This is a genomic window from Janibacter sp. CFPM2_SD2, assembly GCF_057364645.1.
The window spans coordinates 1-17,703 of sequence record NZ_JBNFOF010000043.1 but is presented as its reverse complement, the minus strand read 5'-3'; the positions used below and the strand labels follow the sequence as shown (position 1 = coordinate 17,703).

Sequence of the window (17,703 nt, the reverse complement as noted above, 5' to 3'; positions counted from 1 at the left end):
GCCGAGTCGGTCGGCGCCGACGACGAGGCCGGCGGCGGCAGCCGCCACGACGACTCCTCGGGCCACGGGGGCGGCCCACGGTCGGGACTCGCTCATCGCTCGTCCTCCTCCTCGGGGTCGGGACGGCGCTCGGTCGGCAGGGCGAGGTAGAGGGCCAGGAGCAGGGCCAGGCCCTGGGCGGCCTTCCACCACGGGTGTCCGGCCCCGACCGCGACGCTCACCTCGTCGGTGCCCTCGGGCAGCTCGTAGGTCGGGACGGCGCTGTGGGTCTGCGCCCGCAGCAGTCGACCATCGGCGCGCACCTGGACCCGGTCGCTCCAGTCGAGCGACTCGGCGACGGTGAGGGTGTCGGCCTTCGGGATCGCGACGTCGCACCGGTGTCGCCGTGCGGACCCTCGACGGCCACGGCGTCGCTCGTGCGCGCGGTCGTCACGCGCACCCGCGAGGGCACCGACTCGTGGGTGACCTCGGAGCGCACCGCCCAGGTCGTCGTGCCGGCACTCGAGCCGAGCCGGCTCAGGCCGGGCGAGGCGTCGACGAGGCGGCGCTGGGCCTGCGTCGGGTCCACGACGACGAGGTGCGAGACGGCGTGCTCGGCGAGGCGTCGCTCGCGGCACGGCGTGCCTCCCCGCGCCCAGGAGCTGGGCCACCGCAGCGGCGACCTCCTCCTCCCCGGGGACCGGTTCGTCGACCACGGGCAGGTCGCGTCACGAGGGCGCCGGGCTCGTCGCCGACGAGGCGGTAGACCACGCCCTCGTCGGTCGGCTCGACGACGAGCGCGCGCGACCCGAGCGGCCCCTCGGCGGCAGCGACGGCCACGAGCGGCCGCGGCTCGCGCCACGTGGTCAGGTCGTCGCCGTAGGAGTGCTGGCCGACGACGACACCACTGCCGACGGCGGCGACGAGCACGGCGGCGGTGACGCCGGTCGTCGCGACGAGCTGGGCGCGGGCGGTCCCGAGCCGCAGCAGCGCCGGCCCGGTGATGACGCGGCGCGACGACCCGACGCGCGGCCGCCGGCAGGAGCATCAGCCCGACTTGCACGCCGGTCCAGCCGCGTGCGGCGAGGCTCGTCGGGGACGGCGACGAGCATGCCGAACCACGCCGACGACAGGCTGCCCGCGGTGAGTAGGGAGCGGCGGGCGGCGGCGCTGCGCACGAGCGCCAGCGGGACGATGCCGAAGGGGGTGCCCCGCGAGCGGAGCACGACGACCGGGGCGGCGACGAGGAGCAGCACCGCGCCGCCGAAGGAGACGGCCGGGCCGAGGGTGGCGGCCTGGAGGGTGAGGACCGCGCCGGTGGCGGCGAGCGCGACGAGCAGCACGCCGGCGGGGTCGAGGGTGGCGCCCGGCTGCCGCTCGGTGGGCAGCCAGCGCCAGGCAACGGGCACGAGCGCGAGCGTCACGAGCGGGATCGCGACGACCGGCCTCCAGCCGAAGGGGGTCGACGAGCGCCGAGCCGATGACCGGCCCGAGCGCGTTGACCGTGCCGCCCACCCCGGCATAGGTGGCCAGTGCCCGGGCCCGCGCGTCGCCGGCGAAGAGTGCCTGCACCGCCGCGAGGGTGAGAGCGGGGATCGCCGAGGCGCCCAGCCCCTGGAGGGTGCGGGTCGCGATGAGCGCCGGCAGGCTGTCGACGAGCGCGCCGGCGCAGGCCGCGGCGACCATGACGCCGAGCCCGACGAGCAGGGGTAGTCGGATGCCGAGGAGGTCGCCGAGCCGACCGCAGATCGCGCTGCCGACGGCCAGGGCGAGGGAGTAGCAGCTGACGACGAGGGCTGCCCGGCCCGCGGTGAGCTCGAGGTCGTCGGCGAGGGTGGGCAGGGCGACGGCGACGGCCGCGCTGCCCATGCCGGTGACCCCGAAGAGGACGGCGATCGCGCTCGCCACGGCGCCCCGGTGCTCGGTGGCGGGTGCGGTGGCGATGTCGACCCCTTCGTCGGCTTGTATCTGAATCCGAGTTCAAGTATACCTGTGAGGATCACGGACGACCAGAGCCGACCGACCAGAGGATGCGCACCATGACGACGACGTCGGATGCCGCAGCGGGCGAGACCGCTTGTGCCGCAGCGCTGCTCATCGACTTCGGGGGAGTGCTCACCGTCCCCCTCCGCGCCGCCTTCGGCGCGCTCTCCACCGACATCGGGCTCGACCCCGACGCCGGCCTGCGCCTCCTCGCCACCCACGAGGGGGCCCGCACCGCGCTGGGCGAGCACGAGGTCGGCCGCCTCGACGACGAGGGGTTCGAGGACGCCTTCGCCCGCCGCCCTCACCGAGGCCGGCGGCCACCCCGAGCCGCGCGGCCTGCTCGCCCGCCTCGCCGAGCACATGGACCTCGACGAGCCGATGGTCGACCTCGTGCGCGAGGTCCGCGCCGCCGGCGTGCCCGTCGCGCTCGTCTCCAACTCGTTGGGCCGCGACTGCTACGCCCGGGTCGACCTCGACGAGTTCTTCGACGTCACCGTCATCTCCGGTCGGGTCGGGGTGCGCAAGCCCTCCCGGCAGATCTACCGCATCGCCTGCGAGCGGCTCGGGGTCGACCCCGGGCAGTGCGTGCTCGTCGACGACCTCGAGCACAACCTCGTCGGGGCCGCCCGCCTCGACATCCGCGGCATCCATCACCGCACCGCCGACGAGACCATCCCGCGCGTGCGGGCCGCCCTCGGCCTGCCGACGCCGACCGCAGCGTGACCCCCTTCGCCCCTGAACCACTCACCAAAGGACCCCACGATGTTCGACCTCAGTGACCGCGGCCAGGACTATCGCGACCGCCTGCTCGCCTTCATGGACGAGCACGTCTACCCCGCCGAGAGCGTCTACCGCGAGCAGATGCGCGCCTCCGGCGACGCCAACCACCACCCGCAGGTCCTCGAGGACCTCAAGGCCGAGGCGCGCAGCCGGGGCCTGTGGAACCTCTTCCACCCGCACCCCGAGTGGGGGCCGGGGCTGACGAACCTCGAGTACGCCCACCTCGCCGAGATCACCGGGCGCAGCATCGAGATCGCCCCCGAGGCGATCAACTGCAATGCCCCCGACACCGGCAACATGGAGGTGCTCACGCTCTTCGGCACCGACGAGCACAAGGAGCGCTACCTCAAGCCGCTGCTCGCGGGCGAGATGGCCTCGGCCTTCGCGATGACCGAGCCGGCCGTCGCCAGCTCCGACGCGACCAATGTCGAGACCCGGATGGTCCGCGACGGCGACGAGTACGTCATCACCGGCCGCAAGTGGTGGACCTCCAACGCCCTGCACAAGAACTGCAAGGTCCTCATCGTCATGGGCAAGACCGACCCCGACGCCCCGACCCACCGTCAGCAGTCGATGATGGTCGTCCCGATCGACGCCCCGGGCGTGAAGATCCTGCGAGGCCTGCCGGTCTTCGGCTACTGGGACCGCGAGGGTCACGCCGAGGTCGAGTTCGACCACGTGCGCGTGCCGCGCGAGGCGCTGCTCGCGGGCGAGGGCGACGGCTTCATGATCAGCCAGGCCCGCCTGGGCCCCGGCCGCATCCACCACTGCATGCGCGCCATCGGCGTCGCCGAGCGCGCCCTCGACCTGATGATCGACCGCGCCCAGTCGCGGGTGACCTTCGGTGAGCCGATCGCCAACCGGGCCAACATCATGGACTGGGTCGCCGAGGCGCGGATCGAGATCGAGATGGCCCGCCTGCTGACGCTCAAGGCCGCGCACATGATGGACACGGTGGGCAACAAGGTCGCCCGCACGGAGATCGCCGCCATCAAGGTGGCCGCGCCGCAGGTGGCGCTGAAGGTCCTCGACCGGGCGATCCAGGTCCACGGCGGCGGTGGCGTGAGCGACGACTTCCCGCTCGCCCAGTGGTACGCCCACATGCGCACCCTCCGCCTGGCCGACGGGCCCGACGAGGTGCACAAGATGACCATCGCCCGCCGCGAGTACCGCCGCCGCAGCCCGGAGTGGGGCAAGAAGTGACCGAGGGGCTGCGCGAGGACGCGCTGACCGGCTGGCTCGTCGGTCTCGGGGTCGGCCTGCAGGCGCCCCTGACCTACGAGCGCGTCGGCCTGGGCCAGTCCAACCTCACCTATCTCGTCACCGATGCGAAGGGGGAGCGGCTGGTCCTGCGTCGGCCGCCCCTCGGTGAGCTGCTCGCCTCGGCCCACGACGTGGCCCGCGAGCACCGGATCCTCTCGGCGCTGCAGGGCACGGACGTCCCGCTGCCGCGGGTGCTCGGGCTGTGCGAGGACCCGAGCGTCACCGACGTGCCCGGTCCTCGCCGTGTCCCACGTCGAGGGCACGGTCGTCGACGAGCGGCCCGACGCCGAGGCGCTCGCGCCGGCGGCCCGGCATGCGATCGGGCTCGCGCTCGTCGACACCCTCGGCCGGATCCACGGCGTCGACCTGACCGCGGTCGGGCTCGACGACCTGGCGAGCCACAAGCCCTATGCCGCCCGCCAGCTCAAGCGCTGGTCCGGGCAGTGGGAGCTCTCCCGCACCCGGGAGCTGCCGGCGCTGGAGCAGCTCACCGAGCGCCTGCGGGCGCTCGAGCCGGAGCCGGGGGAGGTCGTGCTCGTCCACGGCGACAGCCACCTGCGCAATGTCATCGTCGACCCCGACGACGCGTCGGTGCGGGCGATCCTCGACTGGGAGCTGTGCACCCTCGGCGACCCGCTTGCCGACCTCGGCACGGTCCTCGCCTACTGGCCGCAGCCGGGCGACCCGCCGACGATGCGCTTCGACGCCTCGATGGTCGAGGGCTTCGCCACGCGGGAGGAGCTCGTCGAGCGCTACGTCGCGGCCACCGGGCGCGACGTCACCCACGTGCCCTTCTGGCACGGCCTGGGGCTGTGGAAGCTCGCGATCATCCTCGAGGGGGTGCGTCGCCGACAGCTCGACGACCCGCGCAACCTCACCGCGATGGGCCGCATCCCCGCCGAGGCGGTCGACGAGCTCGTCGCGTGTGCGCACGCCGTCCTCGACGCGGACTAGGGTGTCCGCCATGCCCAGCGACACCGACTCCGCCGTCCCCGAGGTCCCTGACCTCGTCGACGCCGCCAAGCTCGGGACGCTGCCCCAGACCCCCCGGGGCAAGCGCACCCGGGACGCCCTGATCGCCGCCGCGCGCACCGTCTTCGAGCGTGACGGCTACGTCGACTCGCGCCTCGTCGACATCGCGGCGGAGGCGAAGTGCTCGATCGGCAGCTTCTACACGTGGTTCGACAGCAAGGACGAGGTCCTGGCCGCCGTCCTCCACGAGGCGCAGAGCGACATGCTTCACCCCGGCACCAGCCGGATCGAGGCGACCGACGACCCGATCGCGATCATCGCCGCGAGCAATCGCGCCTACTTCGAGGCCTTCCGCCGCAATGCGAAGCTCAACGCCCTGCTCCAGCAGGTCGCGGCGGTCGACCCGCGCTTCCGCGACATGCGCCGCGCGCGCAGCGAGGCCTTCGTCGCCCGCAACTCGCGGGCGATTCGCGACCTGCAGGAGCGCGGTCTGGCCGACCGTGACGTCGACCCCGAGCTCGCGGCGATGGCCCTGTCGGGCATGGTCGCCCGCCTCGCCTACGACATCTTCGTCATCGGCGGGCCGGAGACGGTCGAGGACGTCGTCGCGACCGCGACCCGCCTGTGGACCAATGCCCTCGGCCTGACCGAGCCGGTCCTGCGCGCCGACTGACGCGCAGGACCGAGCGGCCTCATCGGGCGATGTTGACCCCGCCGTCGACGGTCAGCGTGCTGCCGACGACGTAGTCGCCGGCGTCCGAGGCGAGGTAGACCGCAGCGGCGGCCATGTCCTCGTCGCGGCCGATCCGGCCGGAGGGGATCTGCGCGGCGGTCTCGGCCTCCTGGTCGCGGGCCTCCTTGTTCATCGACGAGGCGAAGGCGCCCGGCGCGATGGCGCTGACGACGATGCCCTCCGGGGCGAGCCGCACGGCCATCCGCTTCGTCAGGTGCACGACGCCCGCCTTGCTCGCGTGGTAGCTGTAGGTCTCGAGCGGGTTGAGGGAGAGCCCGTCGATCGAGGCGATGTTGATGACCTTGGCCAGGTGACCGCTGCGCTCGCGGCCGGCGAGCAGCAGCGGCTTGGCGGCCTGGGTGAGGAAGAAGGGCGCCTTGACGTTGAGGTCCATGACCTTGTCCCAGCCGCTCTCGGGGAACTCGTCGAAGCCCGCCCCCCACGCCGCGCCGGCGTTGTTGACGAGGACGTCGAGGTGGTCCTCGTGCTCGCCGAAGGCCTCGAGCAGCGCACCGATCCCGGCGGTCGTCGAGACGTCGCAGGGCAGGGCGACGCAGCGCCCTTCGCCGTACTGCTGCGACAGCTCGGCGGCGGTGGCCCGGCAGGCATCCTCCTTGCGGGCGGTGATGTAGACCGTGGCGCCCTGCGCGAGCAGGCCCTCGGTGATCATCCGGCCGATGCCGCGGCTGCCGCCGGTGACGAGGGCGATGCGGCCCTCGAGGGAGAAGAGTGCGGTGAGGTCCATGCTGGTCCTGACGCTCGAAGGGGGGTTGTCCCGTCGACCGTAGCGTGACCTGAATCAGGGTTCAACAGTAGTTGAAGCCGGATTCACGTTGTGACAGGCTGGCGCCACACCGGCACGTCGACCACAGGAGCTCACATGTCCCGGACCTCGCAGGAGATCCGCCTCGCCGCCCGTCCGCAGGGCCGCCCCGATGCGAGCACCTGGGAGCTCGCCACGACCGAGGTCGCCGAGCCGGGACCGGGGGAGTTCCTGGTCGAGCTCGAGCAGATCTCCCTCGACCCCGCGATGCGCGGCTGGCTCAACGACGTGCGCTCCTACCTGCCGCCGGTGAAGATCGGTGCCGTCATGCGGGCCTTCGGCGCCGGCACCGTCATCGCCTCCCAGCACGACGACTTCGCCGTCGGTGACGTCGTGAGCGGCACCTTCGGGGTGCGCGAGTACGCGATCTCGGACGGCACGGGGGTCGCCCACCTCGACCTCGACGTCGCCCCGATGAGCACCTGGCTCGGTGCCCTCGGGATGCCGGGCATGACCGCGTGGTTCGGGCTCGAGGACGTCGGCCGGGCCCAGCCCGGTGACACCGTCCTCGTCTCCGCCGCGGCCGGTGCCGTCGGGTCCACCGTCGCGCAGCTCGCCAAGGCCAAGGGGTGCCGGGTCATCGGCGTCGCCGGTGGCCCGGACAAGGTCGCCTGGCTGCGCGAGCTCGGCCTCGACGAGGTCATCGACCGTCGGGACGGCGACCTGCTGCGCCAGGTGCGCCGGGCAGCGCCCGACGGCGTCGACGTCTACTTCGACAACGTCGGCGGCGAGCTGCTCGACGCCGCCCTGGCCAACCTCGCCCACGGCGCGCGCATCGCCATCTGCGGCGCGATCTCGACCTACAACGACGAGACCCTCGCCGAGGGGCCGCGGCGCTACATGGCCCTGCTCGTCTTCCGCGCGAGCATGCAGGGCTTTGTCGTCATGGACTACGAGGACCGCTACGCCGAGGCGATCGCCGGCATCAGCGAGCTCATCCGCGACGGGCGTCTTGTCGCCACCGAGACGATCCTCGAGGGCGGCGTCGCCGCCTTCCCCGATGCCCTCCTCGGCCTCTTCGACGGGGTCAACACCGGCAAGCTGCTGCTCAAGGTCTGAGGTCTCGAGGCTCGTCCCTCGCACCTCGACCACCGAAAGGATTTCTTATGCGCGCCATCCACATCTCCTCCCTCGAGGGGCCGCAGGCCGTCGAGGTCGTCGACGTCCCCGCCCCGGCCGACCCGCGTCTGGTGACGATCGAGGTCAGGGCCGCCGGCGTGGCCTTCCCCGAGCTGCTCCAGACCCGCGGGCTCTACCAGATGAAGCCCGACCTCCCCTTCGTCCCGGGGGCCGAGGTGGCCGGTGTCGTCACGGCCGCACCCGAGGGCAGCGGCTTCGCGCCCGGTGACCGCGTCGCGGCGCTGTCGATGCTCGGTGGCTTCGCCGAGGTCGTCCAGGCCCAGCCCGACCTGACCTTCCACCTGCCCGACGAGGTCGGCTTCGAGTCCGGCGCCGCCTTCACCTTCAACTACGCGACGGTCTACTTCGCGCTGCTCGAGCGCGGCCACCTCACCGAGGGCGAGACCGTCCTCGTGCACGGCGCCGCCGGCGGCATCGGCACCGCGGCGATCCAGATGGCCAAGGCCTTCGGTGCCGGCAAGGTCATCGGGGTCGTCTCCACCGAGGCGAAGGGGGAGATCGCCCGGGCGGCGGGTGCCGACGAGGTCGTCCTCGCCGACGGCTTCCTCGACGCGGTGGGCAAGGCGAGCGTCGACGTCGTCGTCGACCCGGTCGGCGGCGACCGCTTCACCGACTCGCTGCGCTCGCTGCGCGAGCACGGCCGCCTGCTCGTCATCGGCTTCACCGCCGGCAGCATCCCGGAGGTCAAGGTCAACCGGCTGCTGCTCAACAACATCAGCGTCGTCGGGGTCGGCTGGGGCGCCTATGCGATGTCCCGCCCCGGCCACATCGGCACCGAGTGGGAGGCGATGCTCCCCCACCTGCGCAGCGGCGCCCTCGACCCGGTGCTCGGCACGACCTACCCGCTCGAGCAGGCCGCCGAGGCGATCGCCTCCCTCGAGACGCGACAGGTCACCGGCAAGGTGCTGCTGCTCCCATGACGACGGTGGCGGCACCCCCTTCGGCCCAGGAGGTCCTCGCCCTCCCGGCGGCGGTCGTCGAGACGGCCCCGCCGGAGTGGGAGGACGTCAACGGCCACGTCAACGTCGCCCGCTACTACGACCTGCACCTGCGCGGCGCCGAGGCGGCACTGCGGGCGCTCGGGGTCGACGACGCCTACCGGGCCGAGACCGGGTGGAGCGTCTTCAGCGTCGAGCAGCACCTGCGCTTCCTCGGCGAGGTGCACGTCGGCCACGAGGTGAGCGTCCACCTGCGCTGGGTGGCCCGTGGCGACAAGGTCATGCACGCGATCTCCTTCGTCGTCGACCGCACCACCGGGCGGGTGGCCAACTCGCTCGAGGTCCTCGAGGCGCACGTCGACCTGACGACCCGCCGGGCATGCGCGTGGGCCCCCACGATCGCCGAGCGGATCGACGAGCTCGTGGAGGCCCACACGGCGCTGCCGTGGCCGGCCCCGACGTGCGGGGCCATCGGCATCAGGCGCTGAAGCGGCCGATCGACTCGGCGACGAGGATCGGCTTGTCGATGCCGTCGGCCTCGACGGTGAGGGTCGTGACGACCTTGACCGCGCCCGGGCCGGTCTCCTCGACGGAGGCCAGCTCGGCGCGCAGGCGGATCCGCGAGCCCACCGGCAGCGGGTGGATGAAGCGGACCTTGTCGTAGCCGTAGTTGAGGCTGTGGGCGAAGCCGTCGAAGGCCATGAGCTCCTCGAGGAAGGCCGGCGTGCGAGAGAGGCTGTAGAGCCCGTGCGCAATCGTCGAGCCGAAGGGGGAGTCCGCCGCCCGCTGCGGGTCGACGTGGATCCACTGGTGGTCGCCGGTGAGGTCGGCGAAGGCGTCGATCTTCGCCTGGTCGACGACGTGCCACTGCGTCGGGCGAGCTCGGTGCCGACGAGGTCCTTGAGGTCCTGCACGGACGTGGGGCGGTACTGCGCGGTCTGGGTCACGGTGAGCTCCTTCGGTCACGGTCTTGTCCCTCGAACCTAGTTGAACTTGAACCCGGCTTCAAGTAGCGTCACGGGCATCCGGCAGTCGAGACCACAGGAGCTCTCACATGACCACTGACCAGCAGCGCGTCGCCGTCGTCACGGGCGCGGCCCGGGGCATCGGTGCGGGCGTCGCCCGCCGCCTGGCCGCCGACGGGATGGCCGTCGCCGTCCTCGACCTCGACGAGTCGGCCTGCGTGCCCGTCGTCGAGGAGATCACCGCCGCCGGGGGTCGGGCCCTGGCCGTCGGGGCCGATGTCTCCGACGAGGAGCAGGTGACCGCGGCGGTGCAGCGCATCGCCGACGAGCTCGGTCCGCCGACGGTCCTGGTCAACAACGCCGGCATCATCCGCGACAACCTCATCTTCAAGATGTCGGTCGCCGACTGGGACGCGGTCATGGCGGTGCACCTGCGTGGGGCCTTCCTCATGACCCGCGCCTGCCAGGCGCACATGACCGCGCAGCGCCACGGCCGCATCGTCAACCTCTCCTCGACCTCCGCCCAGGGCAACCGTGGCCAGGTCAACTATTCGGCAGCCAAGGCCGGCATGCAGGGCTTCACCAAGACCCTGGCCATCGAGCTCGGCAGGTTCGGCGTGACGGCCAATGCCATCGCCCCGGGCTTCATCGAGACCGAGATGACCGCCGAGACGGCCGAGCGCATCGGGATCTCCTTCGAGGACCTCAAGGCGCAGGCGAGCGCGGCCGCACCGGTCGCCCGCACGGGCACCCCGGCCGACATCGCCCATGCGGCGTCCTTCTTCGCGAGCGAGGGGGCCGGCTTCACCACCGGTCAGGTCCTCTACGTCGCCGGCGGGCCGTGCGACTGATGGGCGCCCCGATGCAGGTCCAGGACAAGGTCGCGGTCGTCACCGGCGCCGCCGGTGGCATCGGTGCCGCCATCGCCGAGGCCCTCGTCGACGCGGGTGCCCACGTCGTCGTCTCCGACCTCGACGAGGCCCGCGTGGGCGCGACGGCCGAGCGCCTCGGCGCGACCGCCGTCGCCGGTGACGCGTCGAGCGACGAGGTCATCGCCGCGATGATCGCGGCCGCCGAGGAGGCCCACGGCCCGGTCGACCTCTTCTTCGCCAATGCCGGCATCGGCGACGGCCTCGGCCTCTCGGCCACCGACGCCCAGTGGCAGACCGCGCTCGACGTCAACCTCCTCGCGCACGTGCGCGCCGCCCGTCAGCTCGTGCCCGGCTGGGTCGAGCGCGGCACCGGCTACTTCGTCTCGACCGCCTCTGCCGCAGGGCTGCTCACGCAGATCGGCTCGGCGACCTATTCCGTCACCAAGCACGGCGCCGTCGCCTTCGCCGAGTGGCTCGCCGTGACCTACGGCGACGACGGCATCGGCGTCAGCTGCCTGTGCCCCATGGGTGTCGACACGACCTGCTGCGCAGCGGCATGACCTCCGGCGACGACGAAGGGGGTCGGGTCGCCGCGGCCGCGGTCACCGGGGCCGGTGAGGTGCTCGCCCCGAGCGACGTCGCCGACCAGGTGCTGGCCGCCGTCACCGAGGGGCGCTTCCTCATCACCCCGCACGAGGACGTGCGCGAGTTCCTCCGGCGCAAGGTCGACGACCACGACCGGTGGATCGGCGGCATGCAGCGCTACCAGCACCACCTGAGGGAGAGCACGCGATGACCGGCACCGCCGAGCTGATGTGGCGCTGGGCCGACACGACGCCCGACGCCCCCGCCCTGCGCGAGGGCGAGCGCTCGTGGACCTTTGACGAGCTGCGCACGGGCATCCGCGGCGCGATGGAGGAGCTGACCCGCCGGGGCGTGCGTCCCGGCGACCGGGTCCTCGTCGTCGTCCCGACGAGCGCCGAGTTCGTCCTGACCTACCACGCCCTCCTCGCCCTCGGGGCGACCGCCGTGACGGTCAACCCGCTGTGCACCCAGCGCGAGCTGACCCACTTCGTCCAGGACGCCGGCTGCTCCTTCGCCATCGGCTGGCACGAGGGGGCACAGGCGCTCACCGCGACCGCGCAGGAGGGTGGGCTCGACGCCTGGGTCCTCGAGCCGGGGTGCGTGCCGCAGCCCGAGGGCACGCCCGAGCCGGCGTCGGTCGGCACCGACGACCCGGCCGTGCTGCTCTACACCTCGGGCACGACGGGAGCCCCCAAGGGCGCGATCCTCACCCACGGCAACCTCCTCGGCTGCGGTGCCTCGCTCGCCGAGGCGCTCGACCTCGGGCCTCGGGAGAGCATGGGCACGGCCCTGCCGCTCTTCCACGTCTTCGGCCAGTCGTCGGTGATGTTCACCGTCTACACGGCCGGCGGTTGCCTGTCGCTGCAGCGGCCCTTCGACCCGGCGGGCCTGCTGCGCATGGCCGCCGACCAGCAGCTCACCTCGGTCGCCGGGGTCCCGACGATGTGGAATGCCATGCTCCACGCCGACACCGACGTGACCCCGCAGGACCTGACCTCCCTTCGCCTGGCGTGCTCGGGGGGCGCGGCGCTGCCGCTCGAGGTGGCCAAGGCCTTCCGCGACCGCTTCGGCGCGGTCGTCCTCGACGGCTACGGCCTCAGCGAGACCGCGGGGGCGGCGACCTTCAACCGGTCCGACCTCCCGCGCAAGGAGATGAGCGTCGGCCGGGCCCTGCCCGGCGGTGCGCTCGCGATCTTCGACGACGACCGCAACCAGCTGCCGCCCGGCGAGACCGGTGAGGTCGCCATCGCGGGTCCCTACGTCATGAGCGGCTACTGGCAGCGACCCGAGGCGACCGCTGCGGTCTTCGAGGGGGAGTGGTTCCTCACCGGCGACATCGGTCGGATGGACGAGGACGGCGACCTGTGGATCGTCGACCGCAAGAAGGACCTCGTGATCCGCGGTGGGTACAACGTCTACCCCCGCGAGATCGAGGAGGTCCTCTACGGCCACCCCGACATCCGCGAGGCCGCCGTCGTCGGCGTGCCCGACGAGCGGCTCGGCGAGGAGATCGCCGCCGTCGTCACCCCGCAGCCCGGTGCGCACATCGAGCCGGCTGCGCTGCGGGCCTGGCTCGAGGAGCGGCTGGCGGCCTACAAGGTGCCGCGGATCTACCAGCTCGTCGAGGAGCTGCCCAAGGGCGCCACCGGCAAGATCCTCAAGCGGGCCCTCGACCGCCCGACGATCGCCACCTCCGGTGAGCGGCCCGCCCGGGCCACCACCCCCACCACCTGACCGAAGGGAGCGACCCGTGGACTTCGCGCTGGACGCCCGCACCCTCGAGCTGCGCGAGCAGCTCACCGCCTTCATGGACGAGCACGTCTACCCGATCGAGGCGACCTACCAGGAGCAGCTCGACGCCGCCCCCGACGTGTGGGCACCGCCGCCGATCATCGAGCCGGCCAAGGAGGCCGCCCGCAGCCAGGGGCTGTGGAACCTCTTCCTCCCCGGCGAGGACGGCGCCGGCCTGACCAACCTGCAGTACGCCCCGCTGTGCGAGGTGCTCGGCCGCAGCCTGCACATCGCCCCCGTAGCGACGAACTGCGCGGCGCCCGACACCGGCAACATGGAGGTGCTGCACATGTTCGGCACCCCCGAGCAGCAGGAGCAGTGGCTCACCCCGCTGCTCGCCGGCGAGATCCGCTCGGCCTTCGCCATGACCGAGCCGCGGGTCGCCAGCTCCGACGCGACCAACATCGAGACCGCGATCGTGCGCGACGGCGACGAATACGTCATCACCGGCCGCAAGTGGTACATCTCCGGCGCGATGAACCCCAACGCCAAGGTCTTCATCCTCATGGGCAAGACCGACCCGTCGGCCGACCGCCACCGGCAGCAGTCGATGATCCTCGTGCCGCGCGACTCCCCGGGCGTCGAGGTGCGGCGGGGGATGAAGGTCCTCGGCTACGACGACCGCGACCACGGCGGCCACGCCGAGATCGACTTCCACGACGTGCGCGTGCCGGTGAGCAACCTCATCGGCGAGGAGGGCTCCGGCTTCGCCATCGCCCAGGCCCGCCTCGGCCCCGGCCGCATCCACCACTGCATGCGCCTCATCGGCATCGCCGAGCGCTCCCTCGAGCTCATGGTCGAGCGGGCCGCGAGCCGGGTCGCCTTCGGCAAGCCGCTGTCCGACCAGGGCGTCATCCGTGACTGGATCGCCGAGTCCCGGGTGCGCATCGAGCAGCTGCGGCTGCTCACCCTCAAGGCCGCCTGGCTCATGGACACCGTGGGCAACAAGGGCGCCCACACCGAGATCCAGGCGATCAAGATCGCCGCCCCGGCGACCGTCGAGTGGATCGTCGACAAGGCGGTCCAGGTCCACGGTGCCGGCGGCCTGAGCCAGGACTTCCCCGTCGCCGAGTGGTATGCGCAGGTGCGCACGCTGCGCTTCGCCGACGGCCCCGACGAGGTGCACAAGAATGCCCTCGCCCGTCACGAGATCCGGAGGATGACCAGCCGTGCCTGATCTGCAGCAGCGGGTCGAGGAGCTCCTCGCGAGCCACGACCCCAAGACGACATCTCCTCCAGAATTTCTCGGTGCGCAGTTCGACGCCGGGCTGGCGTGGGTGCACTTCCCCGAGGGGCGCGGCGGGCTCGGCCTGCCCCGTGGCCGCCAGCTCGAGGTCGACGCCCTGCTCGAGGCGGCGGGCGCACCCCGGCCCGACGTCGCCCGCAACAGCATCGGCCTGGGCATGGCCGCCCCGACGATCCTCGCCTTCGGCACGCCGCAGATGCAGGAGCGCTACCTGCGCCCGCTCTTCGCGTGCACCGAGATCTGGTGCCAGCTCTTCAGCGAGCCGGGCGCCGGCTCCGACCTCGCCGGGGTCGCCACGCGCGCGGTGCCCGACGGTGACGAGTGGGTCGTCGACGGGCAGAAGGTGTGGACCTCCGGTGCGCACAACGCCGACTTCGCGATCCTCCTGGCCCGCACGGACACCTCGGTGCCCAAGCACGCCGGGATGACCTACTTCCTCGTCGACATGACCGACCCCGGCGTCGAGGTGCGCCCGCTGCGCCAGATCACCGGCGAGGCGGAGTTCAACGAGGTCTTCCTCACCGGTGTCCGCGTCCACGACCGCGAGCGGGTCGGCAAGGTCGGCGAGGGCTGGCGGGTCGCGACGACGACGCTCAACAACGAGCGCGTCGCCATCGGCGCCGGCAGCGAGCGCGAGGCCGGCCAGATCGGGCTGGTCACCGAGCGCTGGCGCAGCGACCCGTCGGTGCGCACTCCGGGCCACCACGCCGAGCTCATGCAGTGGTGGGTCGAGACCGAGGTGACCCGGCTCGCCGGTGAGCGGCTGCGGCAGGGCCTCGAGGCCGGGCAGCCCGGCCCGGAGAGCTCGGCGATGAAGCTCGCCTTCGCCCAGCAGGCGCAGCAGGTGAGCGGCTTCGCCCTCGAGCTCGCCCCCGAGGAGGGGCTCGAGTACCACGACTGGACCATGGTCCGCCCCCGGGGTGGCTCCTTCCTCGGCCACGGCCCCGGCTTCCGCTACCTGCGCGCCAAGGGCAACTCCATCGAGGGCGGGACGAGCGAGATCATGCGCAATGTCATCGCCGAGCGGGTGCTCGGCCTGCCCCCCGACCACCGCCCCGACAAGGGCGTCGCCTTCAAGGACGTGCCGCGATGACCGACCTGCTCTACTCCGATGTCGAGGAGTCGCTGCGCGGCAGCGTGCGCTCGACCCTCCAGCGCGTCCTCGACGACGGCCTTGCGGCCCGGCTCTACGACGAGCCGGATACCGACGTCAGCGGCATCTGGCGCGCCCTGGCCGAGCAGCTCGGCCTCGCCGGACTGCTCGTGCCCGAGTCCCTCGGCGGCGCCGGTGCCGGTGCCCGCCGAGGCAGCCGTCGTCCTCGAGGAGCTCGGCCGCGCCGTCGCGCCGGTGCCCTTCCTCACCACGCGCGGTCTCGCCGACGAGCTGCTCGCCGCCGCGACGAGGCGCACCTGCCGGCACTCGCGTCCGGTGAGCGCACCGCCGCCCTTGTCCTGCCGTGGACCGCGAGCCGTGGCGCGTGGTCGCCGGTCGACGGGGTGGTGGCGCCGGTCGCCGGTGCCCTCGACGCCGACCTCTTCCTCGTGCCGGTCACCGGCGAAGGGGGCGGGACCTCCCTTCGTGCCCTGGGGCGGGACGAGGTCGACCTCGAGCCGATCACCTCGCTCGACATGACCCGCCCGCTCGCCCGGGTGACGGTCACCGGCACCGGCACCGAGGTCGCCTCGGGCGAGGCCGCCGTGGCGGCCGTCGACGCCGCGCTGGCCGCGGGTGCCGCCCTGCTCGCCTCCGAGCAGCTCGGGCTCGCCCAGTGGTGCCTCGAGACGACCGTGGACTACGCGAAGACACGGGTGCAGTTCGCCCGCCCGATCGGCTCCTTCCAGGCGATCAAGCACCGCCTCGCCGACCTCTACCTGCTGCTCGTCAACACCCAGGCCGCGGCCGCCAGGCCGCCGGCGTGCTCGCCGACGGCGCCGCCCTTCGAGGCTCCTCCGCCGCACCACAGGACACCGTGGAGGGAGAGATCGCCACGGCCACGGCGCAGGCCTTCTGCTCCGACGCCGCGGTCCGCGCCGCGGAGGAGGCGCTGCAGCTGCACGGCGGCATCGGCATGACGTGGGAGCACTCCGTGCACACCCGCCTCAAGCGGGCGAAGTCCGACCAGCTGGCCCTGGGCACCCCTGACCGGCACCGTGCCGATCTGGCCACGCTCGTCGACCTGCCCGTCGCCTGACCTCCCCGTCGCCTGACCTGCCCGTCCGCCACCACGACAGACTGGCCCCATCCCCCCTTCGACCACACCAGGAGTGACCATGCGCGAAGCCGTCATCGTCTCCACCGCCCGCACCCCGATCGGCCGCGCCTACCGCGGCGCCTTCAACGACACCCAGGCCCAGGAGCTCATCGGCCACGCCGTGCGGCACGCCGTCGAGCGCGCCGGCGTCGAGGGCGAGCAGATCGAGGACGTCGTCATCGGCGCCGCCCTCCAGCAGGGCTCGACCGCGATGAACATCGGCCGCCAGGCCGCGCTGCGGGCCGGCCTGCCCGTCACCGTCGCCGGCATGTCCGTCGACCGCCAGTGCGCCAGCGGTCTCATGGCCATCGCGACCGCCGCCAAGCAGGTCATCGTCGACGGTCAGCAGATCGCCGTCGGTGGTGGCGTCGACTCGATCTCGCTCGTGCAGAACGAGCACATGAACACCTATCGCGCCCAGGACCCGTGGCTCGTCGAGCACGTGCCCGCGACCTACATGTCGATGCTCGAGACCGCCGAGGTCGTCGCGCAGCGCTACGGCATCAGCCGCGAGGCGCAGGACGAGTACGCCCTCGAGTCGCAGCGACGCACCGCCGCCGCGCAGGAGGCCGGAGCCCTCGACGACGAGATCGTGCCGCTGCCGTCGACGATGCTCACCAAGGACAAGGCGACCGGCGAGGTCGGCTCCCAGCAGGTGACCCTCGCCAAGGACGAGGGCAACCGCCCCGGCACGCAGCTCGCGGACCTGAGCAAGCTCAACCCGGTCCTGGCCAAGGACGGCACCGAGGGCTTCTCGATCACCGCCGGCAATGCCTCGCAGCTCTCCGACGGCGCCTCGGCGTCCGTCGTCATGGAGGCCGAGGAGGCCTCCCGCCGTGGCCTGACCCCGCTCGGCGCCTTCCGCGGGATGGCCGTCGCCGGCTGCGAGCCGGACGAGATGGGCATCGGCCCGGTCTTCGCCGTGCCGAAGCTGCTCAAGCAGCACGGCCTGACCGTCGACGACATCGGCCTGTGGGAGCTCAACGAGGCCTTCGCGGTCCAGGCGCTCTACTGCCGCGACACCCTCGGGATCGACCCGGAGAAGTACAACGTCAACGGCGGTGCGATCTCCATCGGTCACCCCTACGGCATGTCCGGCGCCCGCATGGCCGGCCACGTCCTCATCGAGGGCAAGCGGCGCGGTGCCCGCTACGGCGTCGTGACGATGTGCGTCGGTGGCGGCATGGGCGCGGCCGGGCTCTTCGAGATCTTCTGAGCCGACGGGAGTGTCCGAGCCGAAGGGAGAGACCGTGGGCGTCTTCGTCGCCAACCGTGGTGAGATCGCCGTCCGCATCGTGCGGGCGCCCGGGAGGCCGGGCTGGAGGCGGTCGTCGGCCGTGGACCCGGGCCGAGGCCGACGGCCTCGCCGCGCGTCGCG

The 17,703-nt window shown here is 72.7% G+C and carries 21 protein-coding genes; 16 read left to right on the top strand and 5 right to left on the bottom strand.

What is annotated here, in order from left to right:
* Positions 1–92: 92 nt before the first annotated feature.
* The 3 genes from AC2W7J_RS06330 to AC2W7J_RS06320 all read right to left on the bottom strand — a co-directional run bounded on the left by AC2W7J_RS06330 (position 93) and on the right by AC2W7J_RS06320 (position 1,887).
* Positions 93–302, bottom strand: coding sequence for a hypothetical protein (locus AC2W7J_RS06330; RefSeq protein WP_485981808.1), 210 nt, complete (start codon positions 300–302; stop codon positions 93–95).
* A gap of 214 nt (positions 303–516) precedes the next feature.
* Positions 517–909 carry a hypothetical protein gene (locus tag AC2W7J_RS06325; RefSeq protein ID WP_485981807.1) on the bottom strand — a complete coding sequence of 131 codons (393 nt, stop codon included), beginning with the start codon at positions 907–909 and terminating at the stop codon, positions 517–519.
* Between the two features lie 117 nt (positions 910–1,026).
* Positions 1,027–1,887, bottom strand: coding sequence for an MFS transporter (locus AC2W7J_RS06320; protein ID WP_485981806.1), 861 nt, complete (start codon positions 1,885–1,887; stop codon positions 1,027–1,029).
* 438 nt (positions 1,888–2,325) lie between these two features.
* On the opposite strand from AC2W7J_RS06320, the gene AC2W7J_RS06315 reads away from it, so the two are divergent.
* The 4 genes from AC2W7J_RS06315 to AC2W7J_RS06300 all read left to right on the top strand — a co-directional run bounded on the left by AC2W7J_RS06315 (position 2,326) and on the right by AC2W7J_RS06300 (position 5,653).
* Positions 2,326–2,688, top strand: a complete 363-nt coding sequence (locus AC2W7J_RS06315; protein WP_485981805.1) for an HAD-IA family hydrolase — start codon at positions 2,326–2,328, stop codon at positions 2,686–2,688.
* Between the two features lie 39 nt (positions 2,689–2,727).
* Positions 2,728–3,948, top strand: a complete 1,221-nt coding sequence (locus AC2W7J_RS06310) for an acyl-CoA dehydrogenase family protein (protein WP_485981804.1) — start codon at positions 2,728–2,730, stop codon at positions 3,946–3,948.
* Between the two features lie 303 nt (positions 3,949–4,251).
* Positions 4,252–4,962, top strand: coding sequence for a phosphotransferase family protein (locus AC2W7J_RS06305; RefSeq protein ID WP_485981803.1), 711 nt, complete (start codon positions 4,252–4,254; stop codon positions 4,960–4,962).
* A gap of 10 nt (positions 4,963–4,972) precedes the next feature.
* Positions 4,973–5,653 (top strand): TetR/AcrR family transcriptional regulator, encoded by a 681-nt coding sequence (locus tag AC2W7J_RS06300; protein ID WP_255185316.1) that lies wholly within the window; start codon positions 4,973–4,975, stop codon positions 5,651–5,653.
* 19 nt (positions 5,654–5,672) lie between these two features.
* On the opposite strand, the gene AC2W7J_RS06295 is transcribed toward AC2W7J_RS06300, so the two are convergent.
* Entirely contained in the window at positions 5,673–6,458 is a 786-nt protein-coding gene (locus AC2W7J_RS06295) for an SDR family oxidoreductase (protein ID WP_485981802.1), read from the bottom strand.
* Between the two features lie 135 nt (positions 6,459–6,593).
* Here AC2W7J_RS06295 and AC2W7J_RS06290 point away from each other — a divergent pair, with 135 nt between their 5' ends.
* The 3 genes from AC2W7J_RS06290 to AC2W7J_RS06280 are packed head-to-tail and all read left to right on the top strand — an operon-like array spanning position 6,594 to position 9,102.
* The gene (locus tag AC2W7J_RS06290; RefSeq protein ID WP_255185318.1) at positions 6,594–7,595 is read left to right on the top strand and encodes an NADP-dependent oxidoreductase; all 1,002 of its coding nucleotides are present in this window, start codon (positions 6,594–6,596) and stop codon (positions 7,593–7,595) included.
* Positions 7,596–7,642: 47 nt separating this feature from the next.
* Positions 7,643–8,596: an NADPH:quinone oxidoreductase family protein gene (locus tag AC2W7J_RS06285; protein WP_255185319.1), complete on the top strand. Its 954-nt coding sequence runs from the start codon at positions 7,643–7,645 to the stop codon at positions 8,594–8,596.
* The gene (locus AC2W7J_RS06280) at positions 8,593–9,102 is read left to right on the top strand and encodes a thioesterase family protein (RefSeq protein WP_255185320.1); all 510 of its coding nucleotides are present in this window, start codon (positions 8,593–8,595) and stop codon (positions 9,100–9,102) included. The genes AC2W7J_RS06285 and AC2W7J_RS06280 overlap by 4 nt, the downstream gene beginning before the upstream one ends.
* On the opposite strand, the gene AC2W7J_RS06275 is transcribed toward AC2W7J_RS06280, so the two are convergent.
* The gene (locus AC2W7J_RS06275) at positions 9,092–9,580 is read right to left on the bottom strand and encodes a MaoC family dehydratase (protein WP_485981801.1); all 489 of its coding nucleotides are present in this window, start codon (positions 9,578–9,580) and stop codon (positions 9,092–9,094) included. The genes AC2W7J_RS06280 and AC2W7J_RS06275 overlap by 11 nt on opposite strands.
* Positions 9,581–9,668: 88 nt before the next feature.
* On the opposite strand from AC2W7J_RS06275, the gene AC2W7J_RS06270 reads away from it, so the two are divergent.
* From AC2W7J_RS06270 to AC2W7J_RS06230, 9 genes are all read left to right on the top strand, one after another.
* Positions 9,669–10,430, top strand: a complete 762-nt coding sequence (locus AC2W7J_RS06270) for an SDR family oxidoreductase (RefSeq protein WP_485981800.1) — start codon at positions 9,669–9,671, stop codon at positions 10,428–10,430.
* Positions 10,430–11,011 (top strand): SDR family oxidoreductase, encoded by a 582-nt coding sequence (locus AC2W7J_RS06265; protein ID WP_485981799.1) that lies wholly within the window; start codon positions 10,430–10,432, stop codon positions 11,009–11,011. Before AC2W7J_RS06270 ends, AC2W7J_RS06265 begins: the two co-directional genes overlap by 1 nt.
* Positions 11,008–11,247 carry a hypothetical protein gene (locus AC2W7J_RS06260; protein ID WP_485981798.1) on the top strand — a complete coding sequence of 80 codons (240 nt, stop codon included), beginning with the start codon at positions 11,008–11,010 and terminating at the stop codon, positions 11,245–11,247. Before AC2W7J_RS06265 ends, AC2W7J_RS06260 begins: the two co-directional genes overlap by 4 nt.
* On the top strand, positions 11,244–12,770 hold the full coding sequence (locus AC2W7J_RS06255; protein ID WP_421007198.1) for a class I adenylate-forming enzyme family protein: 1,527 nt from the start codon (positions 11,244–11,246) through the stop codon (positions 12,768–12,770). Before AC2W7J_RS06260 ends, AC2W7J_RS06255 begins: the two co-directional genes overlap by 4 nt.
* Before the next feature lie 16 nt (positions 12,771–12,786).
* Complete coding sequence (locus tag AC2W7J_RS06250) at positions 12,787–14,004, top strand: acyl-CoA dehydrogenase family protein (RefSeq protein WP_485981797.1); 1,218 nt, start codon at positions 12,787–12,789, stop codon at positions 14,002–14,004.
* Positions 13,997–15,166, top strand: a complete 1,170-nt coding sequence (locus tag AC2W7J_RS06245) for an acyl-CoA dehydrogenase family protein (protein WP_485981796.1) — start codon at positions 13,997–13,999, stop codon at positions 15,164–15,166. The genes AC2W7J_RS06250 and AC2W7J_RS06245 overlap by 8 nt, the downstream gene beginning before the upstream one ends.
* The gene (locus AC2W7J_RS06240) at positions 15,163–16,146 is read left to right on the top strand and encodes an acyl-CoA dehydrogenase family protein (RefSeq protein ID WP_485981795.1); all 984 of its coding nucleotides are present in this window, start codon (positions 15,163–15,165) and stop codon (positions 16,144–16,146) included. The genes AC2W7J_RS06245 and AC2W7J_RS06240 overlap by 4 nt, the downstream gene beginning before the upstream one ends.
* Positions 16,044–16,265 carry an acyl-CoA dehydrogenase family protein gene (locus AC2W7J_RS06235; RefSeq protein WP_485981794.1) on the top strand — a complete coding sequence of 74 codons (222 nt, stop codon included), beginning with the start codon at positions 16,044–16,046 and terminating at the stop codon, positions 16,263–16,265. Before AC2W7J_RS06240 ends, AC2W7J_RS06235 begins: the two co-directional genes overlap by 103 nt.
* Before the next feature lie 79 nt (positions 16,266–16,344).
* Positions 16,345–17,541, top strand: a complete 1,197-nt coding sequence (locus AC2W7J_RS06230; RefSeq protein WP_255185328.1) for an acetyl-CoA C-acyltransferase — start codon at positions 16,345–16,347, stop codon at positions 17,539–17,541.
* The last annotated feature ends 162 nt before the right edge of the window (positions 17,542–17,703 follow it).

What these genes read in the sequence shown, in the direction of transcription:
- AC2W7J_RS06315 (WP_485981805.1), top strand. Translation starts at nt 2,326, where the DNA reads ATGGACCTCGACGAGCCGATGGTCGACCTCGTGCGCGAGGTCCGCGCC.
- AC2W7J_RS06310 (WP_485981804.1), top strand. Translation starts at nt 2,728, where the DNA reads ATGTTCGACCTCAGTGACCGCGGCCAGGACTATCGCGACCGCCTGCTC.
- AC2W7J_RS06300 (WP_255185316.1), top strand. Translation starts at nt 4,973, where the DNA reads ATGCCCAGCGACACCGACTCCGCCGTCCCCGAGGTCCCTGACCTCGTC.
- AC2W7J_RS06295 (WP_485981802.1), bottom strand. Translation starts at nt 6,458, where the DNA reads ATGGACCTCACCGCACTCTTCTCCCTCGAGGGCCGCATCGCCCTCGTC.
- AC2W7J_RS06290 (WP_255185318.1), top strand. Translation starts at nt 6,594, where the DNA reads ATGTCCCGGACCTCGCAGGAGATCCGCCTCGCCGCCCGTCCGCAGGGC.
- AC2W7J_RS06285 (WP_255185319.1), top strand. Translation starts at nt 7,643, where the DNA reads ATGCGCGCCATCCACATCTCCTCCCTCGAGGGGCCGCAGGCCGTCGAG.
- AC2W7J_RS06280 (WP_255185320.1), top strand. Translation starts at nt 8,593, where the DNA reads ATGACGACGGTGGCGGCACCCCCTTCGGCCCAGGAGGTCCTCGCCCTC.
- AC2W7J_RS06270 (WP_485981800.1), top strand. Translation starts at nt 9,669, where the DNA reads ATGACCACTGACCAGCAGCGCGTCGCCGTCGTCACGGGCGCGGCCCGG.
- AC2W7J_RS06265 (WP_485981799.1), top strand. Translation starts at nt 10,430, where the DNA reads ATGGGCGCCCCGATGCAGGTCCAGGACAAGGTCGCGGTCGTCACCGGC.
- AC2W7J_RS06260 (WP_485981798.1), top strand. Translation starts at nt 11,008, where the DNA reads ATGACCTCCGGCGACGACGAAGGGGGTCGGGTCGCCGCGGCCGCGGTC.
- AC2W7J_RS06255 (WP_421007198.1), top strand. Translation starts at nt 11,244, where the DNA reads ATGACCGGCACCGCCGAGCTGATGTGGCGCTGGGCCGACACGACGCCC.
- AC2W7J_RS06240 (WP_485981795.1), top strand. Translation starts at nt 15,163, where the DNA reads ATGACCGACCTGCTCTACTCCGATGTCGAGGAGTCGCTGCGCGGCAGC.
- AC2W7J_RS06230 (WP_255185328.1), top strand. Translation starts at nt 16,345, where the DNA reads ATGCGCGAAGCCGTCATCGTCTCCACCGCCCGCACCCCGATCGGCCGC.